Annotated in this window: 26 protein-coding genes; 3 read left to right on the forward strand and 23 right to left on the reverse strand. The window is 54.7% G+C overall.

All coding sequences use genetic code 11. The annotated features are described in order from the left end of the window. Nucleotides 1-24 precede the first annotated feature (24 nt). The 9 genes from ABIE29_RS17280 to ABIE29_RS17320 all read right to left on the reverse strand — a co-directional run bounded on the left by ABIE29_RS17280 (nt 25) and on the right by ABIE29_RS17320 (nt 6817). Nucleotides 25-561, reverse strand: coding sequence for a glycine zipper 2TM domain-containing protein (locus ABIE29_RS17280; protein ID WP_173409428.1), 537 nt, complete (start codon nt 559-561; stop codon nt 25-27). Between the two features lie 293 nt (nt 562-854). Beyond that, nucleotides 855-2159, reverse strand: a complete 1305-nt coding sequence (locus ABIE29_RS17285) for an NAD(P)/FAD-dependent oxidoreductase (RefSeq protein ID WP_429619901.1) — start codon at nt 2157-2159, stop codon at nt 855-857. Nucleotides 2160-2491: 332 nt separating this feature from the next. Continuing rightward, on the reverse strand, nt 2492-3034 hold the full coding sequence (gene ycfP, locus ABIE29_RS17290; protein WP_429619902.1) for an alpha/beta hydrolase YcfP: 543 nt from the start codon (nt 3032-3034) through the stop codon (nt 2492-2494). A gap of 76 nt (nt 3035-3110) precedes the next feature. Next, nucleotides 3111-4130 carry a beta-N-acetylhexosaminidase gene (nagZ, locus tag ABIE29_RS17295; RefSeq protein WP_429619903.1) on the reverse strand — a complete coding sequence of 340 codons (1020 nt, stop codon included), beginning with the start codon at nt 4128-4130 and terminating at the stop codon, nt 3111-3113. 37 nt (nt 4131-4167) lie between these two features. Further along, nucleotides 4168-5031, reverse strand: coding sequence for a phosphotransferase (locus ABIE29_RS17300; protein WP_429619904.1), 864 nt, complete (start codon nt 5029-5031; stop codon nt 4168-4170). Next, nucleotides 5012-5599: a penicillin-binding protein activator LpoB gene (gene lpoB, locus ABIE29_RS17305; RefSeq protein WP_429619905.1), complete on the reverse strand. Its 588-nt coding sequence runs from the start codon at nt 5597-5599 to the stop codon at nt 5012-5014. Before lpoB ends, ABIE29_RS17300 begins: the two co-directional genes overlap by 20 nt. 25 nt (nt 5600-5624) lie before the next feature. Continuing rightward, nucleotides 5625-6014 (reverse strand): YcfL family protein, encoded by a 390-nt coding sequence (locus ABIE29_RS17310; RefSeq protein WP_021178294.1) that lies wholly within the window; start codon nt 6012-6014, stop codon nt 5625-5627. Nucleotides 6015-6026: 12 nt separating this feature from the next. After that, nucleotides 6027-6377, reverse strand: coding sequence for a purine nucleoside phosphoramidase (gene hinT / locus ABIE29_RS17315; RefSeq protein ID WP_025123822.1), 351 nt, complete (start codon nt 6375-6377; stop codon nt 6027-6029). A gap of 131 nt (nt 6378-6508) precedes the next feature. Next, entirely contained in the window at nt 6509-6817 is a 309-nt protein-coding gene (locus ABIE29_RS17320; RefSeq protein ID WP_429620011.1) for a winged helix-turn-helix transcriptional regulator, read from the reverse strand. Nucleotides 6818-6984: 167 nt separating this feature from the next. Here ABIE29_RS17320 and ABIE29_RS17325 point away from each other — a divergent pair, with 167 nt between their 5' ends. Beyond that, entirely contained in the window at nt 6985-7740 is a 756-nt protein-coding gene (locus ABIE29_RS17325) for an SDR family oxidoreductase (RefSeq protein ID WP_429619906.1), read from the forward strand. A 163-nt stretch (nt 7741-7903) separates the two neighbouring features. Further along, nucleotides 7904-8056 (forward strand): Hok/Gef family protein, encoded by a 153-nt coding sequence (locus ABIE29_RS17330; RefSeq protein WP_429619907.1) that lies wholly within the window; start codon nt 7904-7906, stop codon nt 8054-8056. A 138-nt stretch (nt 8057-8194) separates the two neighbouring features. Here ABIE29_RS17330 and ptsG read toward each other — a convergent pair whose 3' ends face one another. The 14 genes from ptsG to yceD all read right to left on the reverse strand — a co-directional run bounded on the left by ptsG (nt 8195) and on the right by yceD (nt 20476). Further along, nucleotides 8195-9628 (reverse strand): PTS glucose transporter subunit IIBC, encoded by a 1434-nt coding sequence (gene ptsG / locus ABIE29_RS17335; RefSeq protein WP_429619908.1) that lies wholly within the window; start codon nt 9626-9628, stop codon nt 8195-8197. Nucleotides 9629-9967: 339 nt separating this feature from the next. Next, entirely contained in the window at nt 9968-10744 is a 777-nt protein-coding gene (locus tag ABIE29_RS17340) for a metal-dependent hydrolase (RefSeq protein WP_429619909.1), read from the reverse strand. A 14-nt stretch (nt 10745-10758) separates the two neighbouring features. Beyond that, nucleotides 10759-11766 (reverse strand): DNA polymerase III subunit delta', encoded by a 1008-nt coding sequence (gene holB, locus ABIE29_RS17345; protein ID WP_429619910.1) that lies wholly within the window; start codon nt 11764-11766, stop codon nt 10759-10761. Beyond that, complete coding sequence (gene tmk / locus ABIE29_RS17350; RefSeq protein WP_429619911.1) at nt 11766-12404, reverse strand: dTMP kinase; 639 nt, start codon at nt 12402-12404, stop codon at nt 11766-11768. Before tmk ends, holB begins: the two co-directional genes overlap by 1 nt. Further along, complete coding sequence (mltG, locus tag ABIE29_RS17355; protein WP_429619912.1) at nt 12394-13419, reverse strand: endolytic transglycosylase MltG; 1026 nt, start codon at nt 13417-13419, stop codon at nt 12394-12396. The genes tmk and mltG overlap by 11 nt, the downstream gene beginning before the upstream one ends. Before the next feature lie 13 nt (nt 13420-13432). After that, nucleotides 13433-14230: an aminodeoxychorismate lyase gene (pabC, locus tag ABIE29_RS17360; protein WP_429619913.1), complete on the reverse strand. Its 798-nt coding sequence runs from the start codon at nt 14228-14230 to the stop codon at nt 13433-13435. A gap of 124 nt (nt 14231-14354) precedes the next feature. After that, the gene (gene fabF / locus ABIE29_RS17365; RefSeq protein WP_429619914.1) at nt 14355-15596 is read right to left on the reverse strand and encodes a beta-ketoacyl-ACP synthase II; all 1242 of its coding nucleotides are present in this window, start codon (nt 15594-15596) and stop codon (nt 14355-14357) included. Between the two features lie 81 nt (nt 15597-15677). Next, nucleotides 15678-15914, reverse strand: coding sequence for an acyl carrier protein (acpP, locus tag ABIE29_RS17370; RefSeq protein ID WP_004719003.1), 237 nt, complete (start codon nt 15912-15914; stop codon nt 15678-15680). Nucleotides 15915-16068: 154 nt separating this feature from the next. Then, entirely contained in the window at nt 16069-16803 is a 735-nt protein-coding gene (gene fabG, locus ABIE29_RS17375; protein ID WP_429619915.1) for a 3-oxoacyl-ACP reductase FabG, read from the reverse strand. 12 nt (nt 16804-16815) lie between these two features. Continuing rightward, nucleotides 16816-17745 (reverse strand): ACP S-malonyltransferase, encoded by a 930-nt coding sequence (fabD, locus tag ABIE29_RS17380; RefSeq protein ID WP_429619916.1) that lies wholly within the window; start codon nt 17743-17745, stop codon nt 16816-16818. 18 nt (nt 17746-17763) lie between these two features. Further along, nucleotides 17764-18717 carry a beta-ketoacyl-ACP synthase III gene (locus ABIE29_RS17385; protein ID WP_429619917.1) on the reverse strand — a complete coding sequence of 318 codons (954 nt, stop codon included), beginning with the start codon at nt 18715-18717 and terminating at the stop codon, nt 17764-17766. A 6-nt stretch (nt 18718-18723) separates the two neighbouring features. Further along, nucleotides 18724-19758, reverse strand: coding sequence for a phosphate acyltransferase PlsX (plsX, locus tag ABIE29_RS17390; RefSeq protein WP_429619918.1), 1035 nt, complete (start codon nt 19756-19758; stop codon nt 18724-18726). A gap of 12 nt (nt 19759-19770) precedes the next feature. After that, entirely contained in the window at nt 19771-19938 is a 168-nt protein-coding gene (gene rpmF / locus ABIE29_RS17395; protein WP_004943042.1) for a 50S ribosomal protein L32, read from the reverse strand. 16 nt (nt 19939-19954) lie between these two features. Then, nucleotides 19955-20476, reverse strand: coding sequence for a 23S rRNA accumulation protein YceD (gene yceD / locus ABIE29_RS17400; protein ID WP_025123531.1), 522 nt, complete (start codon nt 20474-20476; stop codon nt 19955-19957). A gap of 141 nt (nt 20477-20617) precedes the next feature. Here yceD and ABIE29_RS17405 point away from each other — a divergent pair, with 141 nt between their 5' ends. Next, the gene (locus ABIE29_RS17405; protein ID WP_429619919.1) at nt 20618-21199 is read left to right on the forward strand and encodes a Maf family protein; all 582 of its coding nucleotides are present in this window, start codon (nt 20618-20620) and stop codon (nt 21197-21199) included. Nucleotides 21200-21253 lie beyond the last annotated feature (54 nt).

The following is a 21253-nucleotide window of genomic DNA, read 5'->3' on the forward strand; positions in this document are numbered from 1 at the left end:
GGGCTGAGGGGTAAACTGCGAAGATCAGACCTTGGTCAGTATCAACTGACCGCTTTTATCCAGCGGGATCTGGGTGCCTGGATCGTGATCCATGCGGATTTTGCCCTGCTGGTCGCCAATCTTGTAAGTCACGTCATAGCCCAGCATTTTCTGCGATTTGTCATACACCGTTTTGCAGCGCTGCTGCGTGCTGGTGGTAGTGTCGTTGTCTTGCAAGGCACCCTGCACCTGGTGACCGGCATACCCACCACCCAGTGCACCTACCACGGTCGCCACATCACGACCCCGGCCACCGCCAAACTGGTGACCAATCACGCCCCCGGCAACCGCCCCCAACACGGAGCCAGCGATGCGGTTTTCATCCTGAACCGGTGCACGATGGGTCACCGTGACGTTCCGACACTCCTGGCGAGGAGTTTTGATGGTTTCTTTGATCGGTGTTGCGGCGAGAACCTGCGCATATTGTGGGCCGGGAGTAAATACGTCCAGACCGGCTACGGCAGCAATTCCCAGAGCGGCTGCTATACCAATCCCAACACCGGCTAACATTGATTTGTTCACAGGAAATCCTCCTGAATGTGTTACCACGCATTATGCTCCGGGCAAGCTCGCCGTGATCACAGGCGATCCCCCGGTTTACGGCGTGCGTGACGCGCCGTCTGTAAACTCCCTAAAGTCTGCACAAGGACGTTCACCCTCGCAATAAGACTCAATGAGCAAAATGCACTGAAAGTGGGCCAAAACCAATGAATTGAGAAAAATCCTAGCTATACCTACCCCTTTCTCACGGCAATAAAAAACCCACGCGGCAAGCCGGCGTGGGTTTTCATCAACCGCACGAGCGGGTTAACACATCAGTGCATCTTCAAGCGCGGACGGATCACGCGGTTGATCCCACCCACCAACATCATCAGGCCGGTTTTGGTATAGCCATGCAGCGCTACCTGGTGCATACGGTACAGCGAAATGTACACCACGCGGGCGATACGCCCTTCGACCATCATTGAACCACGCATCAGGTTACCCATCAGGCTACCTACGGTGCTGAAGCGGGAAAGCGAGACCAGGGAACCATGATCCTTATAAACATAAGGCTTCATCGGCTTATCGTGCATCATCGCCAGAATGTTGCCATAGCAACGTGATGCCATCTGGTGGGCAGACTGTGCCCGTGGCGGCACAAAACCGCCGCCTTCACGCGGGCAGGACGCGCAGTCACCGATGGCAAAGATGTTGGCATCGCGGGTAGTTTGCAGCGTTGGCTCAACCACCAGTTGATTGATACGGTTGGTTTCCAGCCCGGCAATCTCTTTCATAAAGTCTGGGGCCTTGATGCCCGCTGCCCACACCATCAGATCGGCATTGATAAACTCGCCGCCTTTGGTGTTCAGGCCATGCTCATCGGCACTGGTCACCATGGTATTGGTTAATACGCGTACGCCAAGCTTGTTCAGCTCCTGGTGCGCCGCTGCGGAAATACGCGGCGGCAGCGCTGGCAGAATACGCTCACCGGCTTCAACCAGGGTGACCTTCAAGGCACTGTTATCCAGCCCTTCAAAGCCGTAACTGTGCAGCTGTTTGACCGCATTATGCAGTTCTGCCGACAGCTCAACGCCAGTAGCCCCACCGCCCACGATGGCGATATTCACGCTCTCTTTCTCTTGCGGATTGGCAGAGAACTTGAGGAACAGGTTCAACATCTCGTTATGGAAACGGTGCGCCTGATTCGGGTTATCCAGGAAGATACAGTTGTCTCTCACCCCTGGGGTGCCAAAATCGTTCGAGGTGCTGCCGAGCGCCATCACCAGAATGTCGTAACTCAACTCACGGGCAGGAACCAGTTGGCAGCCCTGCTCATCGCAGATCTGCGTTAACTGCAGCGTTTTCTTTTCACGGTCAATGTTGACCAATGAACCCAATTGGAAGTTGAAGAAGTGATTCCGCGCATGTGCCAGGTAGTTCAACGCATCCACACCGTCATCCAGGGAGCCGGTAGCCACTTCATGCAGCAACGGCTTCCACAGATGGCTGTGGTTGCGATCCACCAGCGTGATCTCCGCTTTGTGCTTACGACCCAGTTTATGGCCCAGGCTGGTTGCCAGCTCAAGACCACCGGCACCACCGCCGACAATAACGATTTTTTTCTTTGGCGTTGTCAAAATGACCCCCTGAATGTGAACCAATTGTTGCCTAAGGGTAAACAAATAATATCCTTAGAATACATAGGGTTCACTTAAGTTAAACCTGCAATCTGGGGCCAGAATAACACGAGAGGTTATTTGGTCATACCAAAATTGATGTACGTCAAAGTTTTTTGGTTAAAGGCTGGACGCAGGGATTTTTTGAGGATTGTGATTCAAATAGTTAGCGTGAGATCACAGTTTTACATTTTGCTGCCCACCGGCGAAAACGGGCACGATAAAAACAAAAAAGCCGCAATTGCTGCCCTTGGGGAACAGCGTTCACGGCTCAATAATGCGTTATAAAACTGTTACGCCAGCGTCTTGAATGCCTTGATGCGCTGAAGGTGTGGCGAGATGTTTTTAAACTTGTGACTCTGCTGTTCATCCCAGACGATTTCATAATACTTGTGCAGCAACTCGGCACTACGCTGGCTGTCCAACACTTCGTCCTGGCGAGAAAGCACCACCAGGCAGCGATCGCGGTTCTTCTCACGGAAATCTTCCACGCATTTGGTGGCGATATCACGATACTCTTCCGGCCGGTCGATCTTGCCGTGCATATGTTCTTCCGGGTACAGGTTCGGGTTGAAGATCACCTGACGGATGCCGCACAAAAAACCGATACGTTCAGCCCAAAAGCCCCCAAGCCCCACACCGCAGATCAGCGGATGATCATCCCCTTCCTGCTGAACTGCCTTATCCACCTCTTTCAATAAATGCTGCATATCATGGCGCGGATGCAAAGTGCTGTAGCTGATAAAGCGCACGTCCGGATCGATGAACTGTAACTGCATAATCTTTTCATGATTGCCGGGACTGGTGGAATCGAAGCCATGCAAATAAATAATCATGTGGTTCCTCGCAACAAGCTGGGGGCCGCTGGCAGCCCCCATTATTAACGCCGCCTTCTTGCGGCGCCCTGGCCGTTCACCCCGCTGAGCGTTGCTTATGCTCTTCCCAGCGTTCATGCAGTTGACTCAGCGCATGATGCGCCTTTTGCCAACGGTCGGAATCGCGCAGTTCCTGACGGGTGAACTGACCACGATGATATAACCGCTGCAGTTTCTCTACTTTGACCGGGGACAGGTTATCTAACACGCTGACCGCCCCTGCCCGGTTATTACAAACCAGGATCATATCGCAACCGGCATCCAGAGCCGCCTGACCACGCTCGGCATAGCTGCCCATGATCGCCGCCCCTTCCATCGACAGATCGTCAGAGAAGATCACGCCCTCAAAGCCCAGCTCCTGCCGCAAGATTTGCTGCAGCCAATAAGGCGAGCCGCTAGCCGGGCGCGGGTCTGCTTCAGTATAGATGACATGGGCCGGCATGATGGCATCCAGCAATCCGCGTTGGATCAGCTCACGGAAGATTGTCATATCATGTTCGCGGATTTGGTCCAGTGGCCGTGGATCGCGCGGAGTTTCTTTATGCGAGTCCGCCGTGACCGCACCATGCCCTGGGAAATGCTTGCCGGTGGTTTTCATTCCGGCGCTGTGCATCCCCTGGATAAAGCATTCGGCCATCACTAACGCCTGCTGCGGATCGCTATGGAAAGAACGTTCGCCAATCGCCGCGCTGGCGTGGCCGATGTCCAATACCGGAGCAAAGCTGATATCGATATCCTGGGCAATCATTTCCGAGGCCATCAGCCACCCGGCTTCCTGAGCCAGACGCCCGCCTTCCTGCGCATCGTTAAGCGCCGCAAAGGACTGCGCCGCCGGTAAGCGGGTAAAACCTTCGCGGAAGCGCTGCACGCGCCCACCTTCCTGATCCACTGCCACCACCAGCCGTGAATGCGAAGCTGCACGGATCTGGCGAACCAGCTCACGCAACTGCTGAGGATCGGCAAAGTTGCGGGTAAACAGGATCAAGCCCCCTACCAGCGGGTGTTTTAAAATTTCGCGTTCTTCTGCGTCCAGCTCATAGCCGACGACATCTAGCATTACTGGGCCCACGGCCACCTCACATCAGTATTCATGATTAATTTGACGATGATAAACAAAAACGCCGGTATAACGCTGCGCCCCAACGCAAAAATTCCGCATCCCGACACTGCTGCCAGCGCACTTCACACCACATCAGCATCAGGTAATCCACCCACGGCAACCAACGCTGAACCTGTAAGGCCAACTGCGGCAAATCGGCATATCCGTGGGGTTGGTATTGCTCTAAAAAGCGTTGTTGCACAGCCGGGGAAAATTGATTGAAGCGAAACATCGCGGCCAGCTCCAGGGCGATATCGCCATCGGCGGCATACTCCCAGTCGATCAGCCTGAGCTGCCCGGCCTGTCGCAGCAGATTACCGGCATGAATATCCATGTGCAGCGGTGCCAACTGCAACGGTCGCGGCATGATGCCGTTGATGAAATAGCGCTGCCAACGCAGCCAGGCGGGCGTGATCCGCCGGCGATCGATCTGCTGCCAATAGCGGGTAAATTGCTGTTGCAGATCCAGCCGGTAACCACTCAACCCACGGTTATGCAACCGGGCGGTCAGCTTTGCCAGCTCGCCGTTGGCCACTAAGGAAGCAAACGCCGTTTCGTCAACGCTCTCCCCGGCAAGCCATTCGACGATCAGCCAGTCTGAGGTCTGTAACCACACCTTTGGACCCATGCCCATTCCAGAGCGCTTCAGCACTTGCCCTTCCCGCCGACGGTTAACGCCGAGCAGGCGTTTTTCCGGCGTCTGCGGACGGGCCAGCAGTTGCACATCGCCACTGTCGATCCGCCAGCTCTCGCCGCTTAATCCCTGTACCAGGCTAAAATGACAACCGGCGGTATTTACCGCCGGCAGCCTGTTACTCAAGAGTCGCCGCAGCTGGGATTCAGTATTTGACGTCGCCATTGCCTGACCAGACAATCTCACCGGTTTGTACCAGCATCAGCTGCATTTCCATCGCCGGTGACTTCACATCGCCACTGACGTCGCTATACAACACGTACTGCGCGTTAACGATACGCGCCAGACCAATCGCCTTGCTACGCGATCCGAGGCTGTCTTCCGCCGACAGGCCCAGCGTCTGTTTGGCGCTCGCCAACTGCGCTTCCGGCACGACGGCAAAGGTTTTGTTGGATGCCAAAGCCTGGTGCAGCGCCGAGGTGGCGTTGCCGATGCTCAATGAGCCATTGGTATTGTTCTTCACGCTGTCCAACAGCAATACGCTGCCAGACGTTACGCCATCGGCCTTCAGCATCTGATTGACCAACGGCTGTACGCTGCCCAGCCAGTCAAGCTGCTGGATCTTCGGCGGCTGTGGCACCGGTTCAGTGGTCGGTGGCAACGGTTCAGGTTCAGGCTGAGGCTCTGGTTGCGGCTGTGGCTCGACCGTCACCGGTGCCGTAGGCTCTGGCGGACGTGATGGACAACCGGTTAACACCAACGCGGCCAGCGCCACCCATAGGAACTTTTTCATTACCTTCTCCAACGTAACCCAAAACTTATAAGTATAAATACAGACGTACACGCTTGGCATCAAGGTTGCCATTCAACGAATAAATCTCGGCGTCTGAATTGGCGGCAACGGTGACCGTGCGCGGCTGTTCAAAAGGCAGGATATCCAGCCCCTGTTTGTCATACCAGTAGAAACGATAGTGGAGGGTCACCGGCGTCGTCTGGGTGTTGCTGAGCACCGAACTGGCCCGCAGGCGTCCAGACGCGTCGGCAATAGACGGGTTATCCGCCAGAATACCCGCCGTCAGCACCGGCGAATCCATCACCACCGTTTGCCGTTCATTGACCGAGATGCCCTTAGGGCTGCTACAACCCATCAGTATCGCGGCGGGGAGCACCAGCGCCATCAAGTAACGCGTCGTGTGGATATAGCGCATGGTCTTCCTCGGTTAACGTGGCAGCAACGGGCCCAGAACGCGCCCACCGACTAAATGCATATGAATATGATAGACCTCCTGCCCACCGTGACGATTGCAATTGATGATCAGGCGGTAGCCGTCTTCGGCAATCCCTTCCTGCTCGGCAATTTTGGCCGCTACGGTGATCATACGGCCTAATGCGGCCTCATGTTCTACGGTCACGTCGTTCACCGTTGGGATCAGTACGTTCGGTACGATCAGGATATGGGTCGGTGCCTGTGGGGAAATATCACGAAATGCGGTGACCAGTTCGTCCTGGTAGACCACATCGGCAGGGATTTCACGGCGAATAATTTTACTGAAAATCGTTTCTTCGGCCATCTGGAACTCCTTGTTCAGCGAAAATATTGGTTTACGCAGTATGCGTGACAAATTCTACTGCTATCAACCCGATTGCGCACTTTCCGTATCGAGTGATGGAGAATCACTCAACCTTACGAGTATACCAGCGGTTATTGGCTACCAATCAACTGCGGCGCATGGCCACGCATCCAATCGGCCAACGAGTCTAACGTGGGGCGCAACGTTTTACCCAGAGGCGTTATCTGGTATTCCACCCGTGGTGGCACCTGTGGAAACACCTGGCGAGTGACAAGGCCGCATTGTTCAAACAGGCGGAGCTGACGCGTCAGCTCTTTTTGCGCGATTGGGGCCACCGCGCGCTGTAATTCGCTAAAGCGTATTGGACCGTCGATCACCATCAGGCGATACAGGATCGGGATCGCCCATTTTCCCGAAACCAAATTGACGAAGCTCACCATCGGGCACGGTTCTCCCGCAGGCGGTAACGGGAAATTTTTTTCGACCTGCCCTTTCATTGTTGACGCCATTGCATCCCACCTTGTCTTTTAGTATCCAAATGGTACCTACTATGCAAAAGGTACTAACAGACCAATAATGACGTAACTGACCAACGAGAGGAAGAGTTATGTCACGATTAACAGGTAAATACGCGTTGATTACCGGGGGAACCAGCGGCATCGGGCTGGAGACGGCCCGGCAGTTTATTGCCGAAGGAGCCACCGTGGCGATCACCGGGCGCAGCGCTAGCGGGTTAACAGCGGCTGGCGAAACGCTAGGGGATGTCGTGCTATTGCACAGTGACGCAGGGGATATCGGCCAGCAGCCGATTTTAGCCGCGCAGTTGGCTAAAAGCTGGCCCCGGTTGGATATCCTGTATATCAACGCCGGTGATGTCACCCACCTGCCGTTACAGGAATGGGATGAACAACGCTATGACCAACTCATGAACACCAATCTCAAAGGCCCTCTGTTTTTGATCCAGGCCCTGTTACCGTTGCTGGGCAACCCTGCCTCGGTGATCCTGTGTGGTTCCGTCAGCGCGCATATTGGCCTGGCGCAAAGTAGCGTCTATGCCGCCAGTAAAGCCGGAATTTTGTCTTTGGCGCGTTCGCTTTCTGCCGAGCTGCACCCGCGCGGTATTCGCGTCAACGGCCTCAGCCCTGGCCCAACGGCAACTCCGGCACTGGGCAAGCTGGGTTTACCGGCACAGGCTGAACAGGCATTGCGCGAAGAGATCCACGCGCTGGTGCCGATTGGCCGCATGGGGACCGCGCTGGAACTGGCCAAAGCCGCCGTATTCCTCGCGTCTGACGAATCCAGCTATATGGTGGGGAGTGAACTGTTAATCGACGGTGGCGTGGGGAATTTAGCACGAAGTTAAAAGGCTGTGTGTGGGTGCTCTGGATCTTTTTGTCCTGAGCATTAGCAAGGGATAGAAATAGAAAAGCCCCGAATCGATGTAAATCAACCCGAGGCCACTCTTATGCCCAAACACGATAAAGATAGCCTCTTACCCGCTGAAAGGCAAGGACAAGGAGGCTATCATGCCGCAAAAGTTAGTAGTAATGGCCCTGGTTATTCTCTGTATCACCGTACTGGTGTTCACCTGGATGACCAGGAAAAGACTCTGTGAGATCCGCATTTGTAGCGGAGAAACGGAGGTTGCGGCCATGATGGCTTACGGATCCGCAAGGTAAGGCAACCCAACGGCGGGGCTTGCCCCCGCCTGTTGGTTGTTTGAGCAGAGATCCATGAGCACCCCTCCCCATGTTATTAATCAACCCATAAAAAAAGGGAGGCCAAAGCCTCCCCATTAACTAACTCCCCTACCTGAATCAGTGGTTACGGATGTATTCATCCATATCGGTTTTCAGGTTGTCGGATTTGGTACCAAAGATCGCCTGAACGCCTGAGCCAGCCACAACCACACCGGCAGCACCCAGTTTCTTCAGACCAGCCTGGTCAACCTTGGATACGTCGGCCACGCTAACGCGCAGACGGGTAATACAGGCATCCAGGTTGGTGATGTTCTCTTTACCGCCGAATGCCTGAACCAGTGCAGCAGACATTTCAGAACCGCCCTGAGCCACCTGCTCGGAAGAGTTGTCTTCACGGCCAGGGGTTTTCAGATCCAGCTTGGCAATCAGCACGCGGAAGATGGTGTAGTACACCAGACCGTAGATGATACCGACGATTGGGAACAGCCAGATTTTGCTACTGTTGCCGCTCAGTACGATGAAGTCGATCAGACCGTGCGAGAAGCTGGTACCGTCACGCATACCCAACAGAATACAGATTGGGAACGCCAGACCGGCCAGGATCGCATGGATTACGTACAGGATCGGCGCAACGAACATGAAGGCAAACTCGATCGGCTCGGTAATACCGGTCAGGAACGAGGTCAGCGCAGCGGAGATCATGATACCGCCGACTTTGGCACGATTTTCCGGCTTGGCAGAGTGCCAGATGGCAATCGCAGCGGCAGGCAGGCCGTACATTTTGAACAGGAAGCCACCAGACAGCATACCCGCAGTTGGGTCACCCGCCATATAGCGAGGGATGTCACCGTGGAACACTTGACCGGCCGCATTGGTGTATTCACCGATCTGCATCTGGAACGGTACGTTCCAGATGTGGTGCAGGCCAAACGGCACCAGAGAACGCTCAACAAAACCGTAGATACCAAACGCAACCACTGGGTTCTGATAAGCCGCCCATTGTGAGAAGGTCTGGATAGCCGTACCGATTGGCGGCCAGATGAAGGAAAGGATCACGCCCAGAATGATAGCGGCCAGACCAGAGATGATTGGCACAAAACGCTTACCGGCAAAGAAGCCCAGGTATTCTGGCAACTGAATGCGGAAGAAGCGGTTAAACATGTAGGCAGCAATGGCACCGGAGATAATCCCCCCGAGCACACCGGTGTCCGCCAGATGTTTGGCCGCAATCTCTTCGGCTGGCAAATGCAGTACCAGCGGCGCAACCACGGCCATGGTTTTCACCATGATGCCGTAAGCCACTACCGCAGCCAATGCAGAAACGCCGTCGTTGTTAGTGAAGCCCAGGGCAACACCGATGGCGAAGATCAACGGCATATTGGCGAATACGGAACCGCCGGCTTCCGCCATCACGTGAGAGACTACCAGCGGTAGCCAGCTAAAGTTGGCGGAACCGACGCCCAGCAGGATACCTGCGATAGGCAATACGGAAACCGGCAGCATCAGCGATTTACCTACTTTTTGCAGGTTGGCAAATGCGTTCTTGAACATAGTTGAGTGTGCTCCTGAGTAATAGTGCTTTGCTACTTCTCGCGAATTTTCGCGTTGCAGAGGGGGGAGAGAAAACCCCTGCATTTTCAGGGTGTCTGAGCACCCCTTTAATTTTTACGCAGAGTAAAATAAATACCCTGAACAATGTTTGATGACAGTCACGTTTCGATGAATCTGACCGGCCATTTTTCAAAAATCGTCTGCTTTTTGTGAAGAAAGCTGAAAATTTGCCCGGCTTCTCCCCTGAAACGGGTGGGAACATTACCCGTTTCAAAGATTAATTACGAGCTTAAAAAGAATTAGATTATCGCCAGCAGTTTGCTAAGCCTAGACGAAGGATCAGAGTTCGATGTGAAACAAACGTGAAAAGTTGGCGGTGGTCGCTTGCGCCAGATTTTCCAGGCTGACACCCTTCAATACGGCCAGGTATTCTGCAACATCGCGCACATAGGCAGGCTGGTTTTCTTTGCCGCGATGAGGCACCGGTGCCAGGTATGGTGAATCGGTTTCCACCAGTATGCGATCCAATGGCACATAGCGGGCTACCTCACGCAGCGGCTCGGCGTTACGGAAAGTGACAATGCCGGAGAACGAGATATAGAACCCCAGATCGAGCAAGGCTTTCGCCGTTGGCAAATCTTCGGTGAAGCAATGCAGCACGCCGCCGCAATCCTGTGCGTTCTCTTCGCGCAGAATGGCCAGCGTGTCGTCACGTGCATCACGCGTATGCACAATCACCGGCTTGTTGAGATCCCGGCCAATACGAATATGTTGGCGGAACGACTCTTGCTGCAACGGGATATTGTCTTGCTGATAGAAGTAATCCAGCCCGGTTTCCCCCAGGGCAACCACCTGCTCTGCCGCTGCCAGACTGCGCAGTTCGGCATAATCGTAGCCCCCCTCCAGATTCAGCGGATGAACGCCACAGGAGAAGGCAACATCGTTACGTTGACCGATCAGTTGGGTCATTGCCTGGTAACCCGGTAGTGTGGTGGCAACCGCCAGCACAAAACCTACATCCTGCGCTTTGGCTTTGACCAGGGCATCGTCCACGCTGTGGTGCAAGTTGGCGAAGTCCAGGCTGTCGAGGTGGCAGTGTGAATCTACTAATAACATGATAATTAACTCTTTTACAACGAATGAGGGGGTGAGAAACCGGTAGCGCCGAGCATCTGCTCCCAACCGAGTAACTGTTCTGTCAGCAACAGCTCGCGATTAACGCCAACCACGCTGAGTAACTGATGGCGGCAGTTAAGCCACTGCTGCATGATTTGCTGGAGCGAAACGCTGCTCAAACGGCTGGCCAACTGCTGGACCAGTGGCAGTTGATCCTGGTTCAGAGCATAGCTCGCGGCACCCTGCTGGTATTTCATCGCATCCATCAACAACGCGCATAGCCAGTGTAACCGATCCGCCACGTCGTCATGGTTCAGTGCCGGCAACAGGGCCAACATATCGCACTGCGGCAGAGCGGCGTTCAAAGCGTTGCACAGTGCGGCCCGCTGTTGCCAACGATCCGGTTGCAGCAACTGTTCGGCAGCGAGAGGAGCGCCATCATGTAAACGTAATGCGGTCAGACGATCGATCGGATTGCCCACGCCCTGGCGGTTCAGCCATTGCAGGCTAAGCTGCTCATCCGGGCTGGCCAGATGCCAGTAAAAACAGCGGCTACGCAGCGTCGCCAACAGACTTGATGGCTCACGGCAACCTAGCAGGAAGTAGGTATTGGCCGGAGGTTCTTCCAGGGTTTTCAGCAAAGCGTTGGCGGCGGCCTCGGTCAACAGTTCTGCCTGCGACAGCCACACCACCTTGGCTCCCCCCTGCTGGGCATGGGAATAGAGAACCTCAATCACTTGGCGGATCGGTTCGATACCCAGGCTGCTTTTGCCCTTTTCCGGGGCCAGTACATGGTAGTCCGGATGGTTGCCTGCCAGCATCAACCGGCAGCTGTGACACTCACCGCAGCTCTTTTCACCATTGCGTTTTTGGCAGATCAGCCAACGGCTCAGGGCATAGAGTAGCTCAGCATCGCCGTTGCCCACCGCCGCATGCAGCAGTAATGCGTGATGGCCACGCCCAGCCGCATACTGCCCCACCAGATGACGATAGGGAGCGTTAAGCCACGGGTACCAGTTCATTACGCCCCTTCCTGCTGTTGCAGCCACTCTACAACCACCTGGCGAATATCGGCGGTGACCTGTTCCAGCGTTTGTGCCGCATCTATGGTAACAATGCTCGCATCCTGCGCCGCCAGTTCAAGATAGCGCGCGCGGGTACGTTCAAAGAACGGCAGCGCTTCTTGCTCAATACGATCCAACGCTCCGCGCGCACGCGCCCTTTGCAGGCCCACCGACGGCGGTAAGTCCAGATACAGGGTCAGGTCAGGGCGGAAGTCACCCAGAACCGTATCACGCAGCGAACTCATCAAGTGTGGGTCGATTCCCCTCCCCCCGCCCTGATAGGCTTGCGCGGAAAGATCGTGACGATCGCCAACCACCCAGGCTCCCCGCGCCAACGCCGGTTGGATCACGGTTTCCACCAGTTGCACCCGCGCGGCATATATCATCAGCAATTCCGCCTTGATGGTCGGCAAATCGCCGTCTGCGCCGCATTTAAACAGCTCGCGCAGCTTCTCCGCCAGTGGCGTGCCGCCCGGTTCACGGGTAAACACAATGTCGTTTATACCCTGCTCGTTGAGCACGCTGACCACGGTATTGCGCGCGGTGGTTTTACCCGCGCCTTCCAACCCTTCAATCACTACAAAGTTACTTTTCATTCTTTTCCTTTTGTACCTGCCGATAGACACGCACCGCCGCATTATGGCTGGCCAGGTTGGTGGTGAACGTATGGCCACCCTTACCGTCGGCAACAAAGTACAAATAATCGGTTTTAGCCGGATTGGCCGCGGCCTCCAGCGAAGCACGGCTCGGCATGGCGATCGGCGTTGGCGGCAGGCCACTGATCACATAGGTGTTGTAGGGCGTTGCCGTCTCCAGATCCTTACGGGTGATGTTACCGGTGTAACTGTCGCCCATGCCGTAGATCACCGTAGGATCGGTTTGCAGACGCATGCCCAAACGCAGGCGATTGATAAACACCGAAGCGACCTTGGTTCGTTCCTCCGCTACCGCAGTCTCCTTCTCAACGATCGAGGCCATCGTCAGCAGCTCTGTCGGCGTTTTGTATGGCAAGCTGGTATCTCGCGTATGCCAAACGTCCTGCAATGTCTTGTACATGCGTAACTGTGAGCGCTTTAACAATGCCTGATCGGTGGTTCCTGCCGTATAGAGATAGGTATCTGGATACAAACGGCCTTCCAGTACGCCACCTTCTGGTATTCCCAGTAACACCGCGATTTCCGCCTCGCTTTTGCCTGCCAGAGTATGTTTGACGTATTTGGACTCTTGCAGCACCTGCAGCCAATCTTTCAGACGCGAACCCTCGATAAAGCGTGCGCTGAACTGGGCTTCTTTGCCGCTCGCCAACAGTTTCAGCATCTGACGCACCGTCATCCCCGGGGTTAAACGGTAGGTGCCAGCCTTGAATTCGGCCAGTTCCGGCTCCAGGCGCAGCAACCAGGGGAACCAGCGGCCATTGTGGATCAGCTTGTCGCGTACCAGCAGCCCTTCCAGCGCCACACGGCCAGTGCCTGCGGGCAATTTGAAGTAGGTTTCCTGCCCGATCGCCAGCGGAGTATCGGCAAAACGTTCAATCCGCTGATGCCCCCAATACAGCGCAGCCAACGCCAGGAGCAGCAGCAGTAAAACTATCTTGAGCTTTTTTCTCTTCATCAGTCAGCCATCATTAACAGTGTGGTCGCAAAAAATCATACAGTTGGCGAGAAGGATAGCGCCATGATTGTGCCCTATTCACCGGCAGCAACGGCATCAGCGCGTTGCATATCAACACTTCCTCCGCGTCGGCCAGCGTCTCTAGCGGTTCACTGACGTAATGCAGTAGATACTCGCTCCCCGCCAGAAGTTCAATCACGCGGCGGCGCATCACACCGGCAACACCGGCCTGATCCAGATTTGGCGTAAAGACGCTTTTTCCTTTGCGCCAGAACAAATTAGCCGCACAGCATTCCACCAGCATACCCGCAGTGTCAAGCACCAGCGCCTCATCGGCATCGGCCTGGTCAAGATGTGCGCGGATCAACACCTGCTCCAGGCGGTTAAGGTGTTTCAAGCCTGCCAGCAGCGGATTACGTGCCAGCGCAACCGGGCTGAGCGCCAGACTGATCCCTTCTTCACGCCATGACAGGTAATGCGTAGGATAGGTGTTGCGTGAAACGATCCTTGTAGGGGTAACGCAGCCGTGTGGGCTGTAACCTCGTCCGCCGCTGCCTCTGGTCAGTATCGCTTTGACCACGCCAAGGGAGAGAGAGCCTGCCGCATGACGCATCTCAAGTTCCAATGCAGCCCAGTCCACCGCTGGCAGTAGCAACCTCTGCGCCGCCTGCTGCATGCGATCAAGATGCCAGGGGAAGAGATCGATGTTGCCATCCACTACCCTGGCAGTGGTAAAGCAGCCATCACCAAATTGCAAACCGCGATCGCTGGCTACCAGGGCGTCATGTCGTTGTCCGTTGATCCAGTACATGCGTTTCCTCACAGTGGTTTCACTACAACAGCATAACAGGCGAATATTACGATAAACGGCCTGGCACCATAAAAAAAGCCCGGTCAAAATGCACCGGGCCTTTATCAGCTTGAGTTGGCTAGAACTAAACCCGACGGAAAATCAGCGAGCCATTAGTGCCACCGAAGCCGAAGGAGTTACACAGCGTGAACTCCATATCTTTGGTCTGGCGCGCTTCGTGCGGTACGAAGTCCAGATCGCAACCTTCATCCGGATTATCCAGATTGATGGTTGGTGGAACCGCCTGATCGCGCAGTGCCAACACGGTAAAGATCGACTCAATCGCCCCAGCGGCACCCAGCAGGTGGCCGGTCATCGATTTGGTGGAGCTGACCATCACCCGCTTGGCATCGCTGCCAAATACGGACTTCACCGCCTGGGTTTCGGCTTTATCACCGGCCGGCGTCGAGGTGCCATGCGCATTGACATAGCCAATCTGTGACGTTGTCACACCTGCATCACGCAGCGCATTTTCCATCGCCAAGGCGGCACCGGCACCGTTTTCCGGTGGCGATGTCATGTGGTAGGCATCGCTGCTCATACCAAACCCGACAATTTCGGCGTAAATTTTCGCACCGCGTTTTTTTGCGTGTTCGTACTCTTCCAGCACCATCATCCCCGCACCATCGCCCAGGACAAAACCATCACGGTCTTTATCCCAGGGACGGCTTGCAGCCTGTGGGTTGTCATTGCGGGTTGAGAGCGCACGAGCCGCCCCAAAGCCGCCGACACCCAGAGGGGTACTGGCTTTTTCTGCGCCACCGGCCAGCATCACATCGGCATCATTGTAAGCAATGATACGCGCAGCATGGCCAATGTTATGGACACCTGACGTACAGGCGGTAGCGATGGAAATACTTGGGCCACGCATGCCGAACATAATGGTCAGGTGACCGGCAATCATGTTTACAATGGTCGAAGGCACAAAAAATGGACTGATTTTCCGTGGACCACCGTGAACCAGTGAACTATGGTTTTCTTCAATCAACCCCAAGCCGCCGATACCGGAGCCGATAGCGGCACCAATACGATTGGCGTTCGCCTCGTTGATATCCAGCCCCGCATCCTGCATGGCTTGCATGCCGGCGACGATGCCGTATTGAATGAAGGCATCCATCTTGCGCGCATCTTTGCGCGAGATGAACTCTTCACAGTTAAAATTCTTTACCAAGCCCGCAAAGCGCGTTGCATAGGCAGTAGTATCGAAATGGTCGATCAGGCTGATGCCACTCTGACCGGCAAGAAGAGCTTTCCATGTGGACTCTACCGTATTGCCGACAGGAGACAACATGCCCAGTCCGGTCACAACTACTCGACGCTTAGACACGTTTGTCCTCCAAGGAGGGAAAATATGACGCTAGGGATAGAAAAAACTTAGGCGGTCGAGTGACCGCCTAGATATGTTCGCTTACTGCTGGCTAGCGTTGATGAAATCAATAGCTGCTTGCACAGTAGTGATTTTCTCAGCTTCTTCGTCTGGAATTTCGGTGTCGAATTCTTCTTCCAGAGCCATTACCAGCTCAACGGTGTCAAGAGAATCAGCGCCCAGATCTTCAACGAAAGAAGCGTTGTTCAATACTTCTTCCTGCTTAACACCCAGTTGCTCAACAATGATTTTCTTAACGCGTTCTTCGATAGTGCTCATACTCTTAAATTTCCTATCAAAACTCGCTTTCGCGATGGTTTTCGTAGTGTATAAAATGTTGAAAAAGATGCAACTAAATCCCGGCTGGTCAAACCACGATTTTACGCTATTTTGCGGTTTTTACCTCAAATAACGCAAATAGTTTTCGCATTTTTTAAATCATATACATGCCGCCATTGACATGTAACGTTTCACCGGTGATGTAGCCGGCCTCGTCAGAGGCTAAAAATGCAACAGCGCTGGCGATTTCTTTAGCTTCCCCAAGCCGGCTAGCCGGAACCTGAGTCAAAATGCCTGCGCGTTGATCTTCTGTCAACGCCCGTGTCATGTCCGTCTCAATAAAGCCAGGAGCCACGACGTTGACCGTAATGCCACGTGAAGCGATCTCACGTGCCAAAGACTTACTAAAACCAATCAGACCGGCTTTAGCCGCCGCGTAGTTAGCCTGCCCTGCATTCCCCATGGTGCCAACAACGGAACCGATAGAGATGATACGGCCAAACCGCTTTTTCATCATAGCTCGCATTACCGCTTTTGACAGACGGAATACGGAAGTCAGATTAGTGTCCAGGATATCCTGCCACTCATCATCCTTCATTCGCATCAGCAGGTTATCACGCGTAATCCCGGCATTATTCACTAAAATGTCGATTTCGCCAAATTCCGCACGAATCGAGGTCAAAACGTTGTCGATAGATTGAGCATCAACCACGTTCAGCATATAGCCTTTGCCGTTCTCACCCAGATAGCTGCTGATGGCTTCAGCACCGCTCTCGCTGGTAGCAGTGCCGATAACCTTGGCGCCACGTGCAACAAACAACTCTGCAATAGCCCGGCCAATACCGCGGCTTGCGCCGGTGACCAGGACAATTTTCCCTTCGAAGCTCATGGTTATCCTCTTTTACTGTTCCAACGCCGCAGACAGGCTGGCAGTATCGTTAACCGCTGCCGCCGTCAAGGTGTCGACAATGCGTTTGGTCAGGCCGGTCAGCACTTTGCCTGGGCCCACTTCCAACAGCAGAGTCACACCCTCTGCCGCCATAAATTCTACGCTTTCCGTCCAGCGCACCGGGCTGTACAGCTGGCGAACCAACGCACTGCGGATAGCTTCTGGCGCGGTCTCTGCGCGTACATCAACGTTATTGACTACCGGTACTGACGGCGCGTTGAAGGTGATGTCCTGCAGCGCGACAGCCAGCTTATCGGCAGCCGGTTTCATCAGTGCGCAGTGCGAAGGCACGCTCACCGGCAACGGCAGCGCACGTTTGGCACCTGCTGCCTTGCAAGCCACGCCTGCACGCTCAACCGCTTCTTTGTTGCCCGCGATAACGACCTGCCCCGGAGAGTTGAAGTTCACCGGTGAAACGATCTGGCCTTGAGCAGACTCCTCACAGGCTTTGGCAATCGAGGCATTATCCAGACCGATGATGGCGTACATGGCACCAGTACCTTCTGGTACCGCTTCCTGCATCAGTTTGCCGCGCAGCTCTACCAAACGGATAGCCGCAGCGAAATCCAGCACACCGGCACACACCAGCGCCGAGTATTCACCCAGGCTGTGGCCTGCCATCATCACCGGCATGTTACCGCCCTGCTGCTGCCAGACACGGAAGATGGCAACGGAGGCCGCCAACAACGCTGGCTGTGTCTGCCAGGTTTTATTCAGCTCTTCTGCCGGGCCAGCCTGCACCAACTGCCACAGATCGTAACCCAAAGCCGCAGAAGCTTCGCTAAAAGTTTGTTCCACAATGGGAAACTGTGCGGCCAAATCGGCCAGCATGCCAACGGTTTGTGAACCCTGGCCTGGAAAAACAAAAGCAGTTTGCGTCATTTTTTTGTTCCTGTTGAATCAAAAACGAACCAGCGCCGAGCCCCAGGTAAAGCCGCCGCCAAATGCTTCCAGCAACACCAGCTGACCACGCTGGATGCGCCCGTCGCGTACGGCTTCGTCGAGCGCTGAAGGTACCGAGGCGGCAGAGGTGTTACCGTGACGATCGAGCGTCACCACCACTTTATCCATCCCCATACCCAGTTTTTTTGCCGTTGCGCTGATGATGCGCAGGTTGGCCTGGTGCGGAACCAGCCAATCCAGTTCGCTGCGGTCAAGATCGTTGGCCTTCAGCGTTTCATCAACGATATGTGCCAGTTCGGTGACTGCCACTTTAAACACTTCGTTACCCGCCATGGTGACGTAGGCAGGCTGATCCGGGTTCTGACGATCTTTATTCGGCAACGCCAGCAGATTGCCGTAGCGACCATCGGCATGCAGATGGGTAGAGATAATGCCCGGCTCCTCGGAAGCCCCCAGCACTACCGCGCCCGCACCGTCACCAAACAGGATGATGGTGCCGCGATCCTCAGGATCGAGCGTGCGCGATAGCATATCCGAGCCGATCACCAGCGCATGTTTTACCGCGCCATTTTTCACGTACTGATCGGCCACGCTCAAGGCATAGGTAAAGCCAGCACAGGCCGCCGCGATATCAAACGCCGCGCAGTCCTGAATACCCAGCATCTGCTGCACCTGGCAGGCAGAACTTGGGAACGCATGGCTCGAGGTGGTGGTTGCCACCACGATCAGGCCGATATCTTCTTTAGCCACACCTGACATTTCCAGCGCCTGAGACGCAGCATGGAAGCTCATGGTTGCCACGGTTTCATCGGCGGCAGCGATACGACGTTCACGAATACCGGTGCGAGTCACGATCCACTCGTCAGACGTATCCACCATTTTTTCTAAGTCAGCGTTGGTGCGCACTTGTACGGGTAAGTAACTCCCCGTACCGAGAATCTTTGTATACATGAACGATCAGTCACTCTTGGGTAATACAGCTTCAAGGCGCGCAGCAATCCTGTCCGGAACTTGCCGCTGCACCGCCTGTACAGCCTGTTCGATTGCCACCGCGAACGCGTTTTGGTTCGCGGCGCCGTGGCTCTTAATCACGGTACCCCGCAATCCTAACAGACATGCACCATTATACTGGTCGGGGTTCAGATGGCCAAAACGCCTTGCCACCCTTTTTTGTAACCAACGACCCAACAATTTTAACCACCACGCCCGCTTCCCCCCTTCGGAGGATGACTTAAGTAGTGACAAGAACAGTCTTATCACACCTTCCATGGTTTTCAGAGTGACATTGCCGACAAAGCCGTCGCAGACCATCACATCGGTTTTGCCGGTGAGCAGGTCGTTGCCTTCCAGATAACCAATATAGTTGATTGCCTGAGTTTTTTTAAGCACGGCGGAGGCTTCGCGGATATTATCCAGGCCTTTAGTTTCTTCTTCGCCGATATTGAGCAGCGCCACACGTGGCTGCGCGATACCCAATACCTCTTCCGCCATCACTGATCCCATGACCGCGAACTGTACCAGCATCGTGCTATCGCACTCTACGTTGGCCCCCAGATCCAGCACCACGGTTTTACCGCGCTGTTGGTTAGGTATCACGGTCATCAACGCCGGGCGTTCAATGCCGTCCAACGGTTTGATCAGCAGCTTGGCCAGCCCCATCAACGCCCCGGTATTTCCTGCACTGACACAAGCCTGCGCCTCACCGCTTTTAATCAACTCCAGCGCAATACGCATAGAGGTACCCCGGCTGGCCCGGATCGCTTGTGAAGGCTTGGCGTCACCGGCAATAACCGATTCGGCAGGTACGACTTGCAAGCGTTCCAGCACAGACGGATCGGCTTTGGCAAGTAACGGGGAGATGACGTCGGGATCGCCGACTAACAGGAGATGAAGCTGTAAATTAGAGGCCAGTGCCTGCAATGAAGCAGGCACTGTGACGCAGGGACCGAAATCCCCGCCCATTGCATCTAACGCCAGGGTTAGACGAGTCAAAGTATCGCTGACTTAGCCGATAACCTTGCGACCGCGGTAGAAACCGTCGGCAGTGATGTGGTGACGACGATGAGTTTCACCGGAAGTCGCATCTACAGACAAGGTGGTGGTGGTCAGGGCATCGTGTGAACGACGCATGCCACGTTTGGAACGGGTTGGTTTATTTTGTTGTACGGCCATGGACCTTACTCCTCGATTACTTACGCTTTAAACTGGCTAATACGGCAAATGGATTTGGTTTCTCCGCCTCAGGAGGCAGTTTGCCAAACACCATGTCCGCTTCGGACACTTCACAGTGTTCAGATTCATGTACCGGAACGACAGGCAGTGAAAGAATAATTTCGTCTTCAATCATTGCCAACAGATCGACTTCGCCAAACTCGTCAACTTCGATCGGTTCGTACGCTTCCGGTAATGCCTCAGCCTGCTCATCATTGACGACCGGGCTAAAACAATATGTTGTGTGGACCTGATGTGCAAACGGGACACCACAGCGTTGGCACATCAGCGTTACCGCGACGTCCGCCTGCCCTGTTATCACCGCGAGGCGCTGGTTATCAATATCAAACGACAACTGCACTTCGACATCACTGTCCACACTGACCACGGAGTCGGCAACACGTGTAACCAGCTCAGGCGCATAGGAACCAACATAGTCCAGGCGTTTCTGAGCGGTACGTACCGCATCAATGGTCAAGGGTAATTTTACCTTTTGCATAGGGCGCGCATATTAACTTTGTAACGACATAGAGTCAAAGAAAAAGGCCGTAAAACGGCACCTTTCACCAATATTCGCTTCCAGAGCGGCCGACAGTTTAAGATGACCGCCCTATTTACGCTATGGTTTGTGGAAAAAATTATGCAAAGACTCTTACTTGCCTCAACGTCGGTCTACCGCCAGCAACTGTTGGAGAAGCTGCACCTGCCCTTTATTTGTGCGGCGCCGCAAACCGATGAAACACCGCGGCCCGGGGAAAGTGCCGAAGCTCTGGTGCTGCGCCTGGCGGCGGCCAAGGCTCAGGCGCTGGCTATGGCCTACCCGGATCATCTGATTATCGGTTCCGACCAGGTCTGCGTGATCGCCGGTGAAATCACCGGTAAGCCCCACAGCGAAGAGAATGCCCGCCAGCAGCTACGCAAGGCCAGCGGCAAGCAGGTGACCTTCTATACCGGTTTGGCACTCTACAATAGCCGTAGCCAACGCCTACAGGTGATATGTGAACCTTTCCACGTTCATTTCCGTACGTTGAGCGAAGTGGAAATCGAAACCTACGTGCGCCTCGAGCAGCCGCTCTTTTGTGCGGGCAGCTTTAAGAGTGAAGGTTTGGGGATTGCACTGTTTGAAAGGCTGGAGGGCCGCGACCCCAATACGTTGATTGGCCTGCCGCTGATCGCATTGCTGGAAATGTTGCGGGCTGAAGGGATCAACCCGCTGGTATAAGTGGGCGCAGTATGCGGCGCCCCTACGATCGAATATGTTCGGCCCTGACAAATT

This window comes from Serratia sp. 2723 (assembly GCF_050434425.1).
In the GTDB taxonomy this organism is placed as follows: domain Bacteria; phylum Pseudomonadota; class Gammaproteobacteria; order Enterobacterales; family Enterobacteriaceae; genus Chania.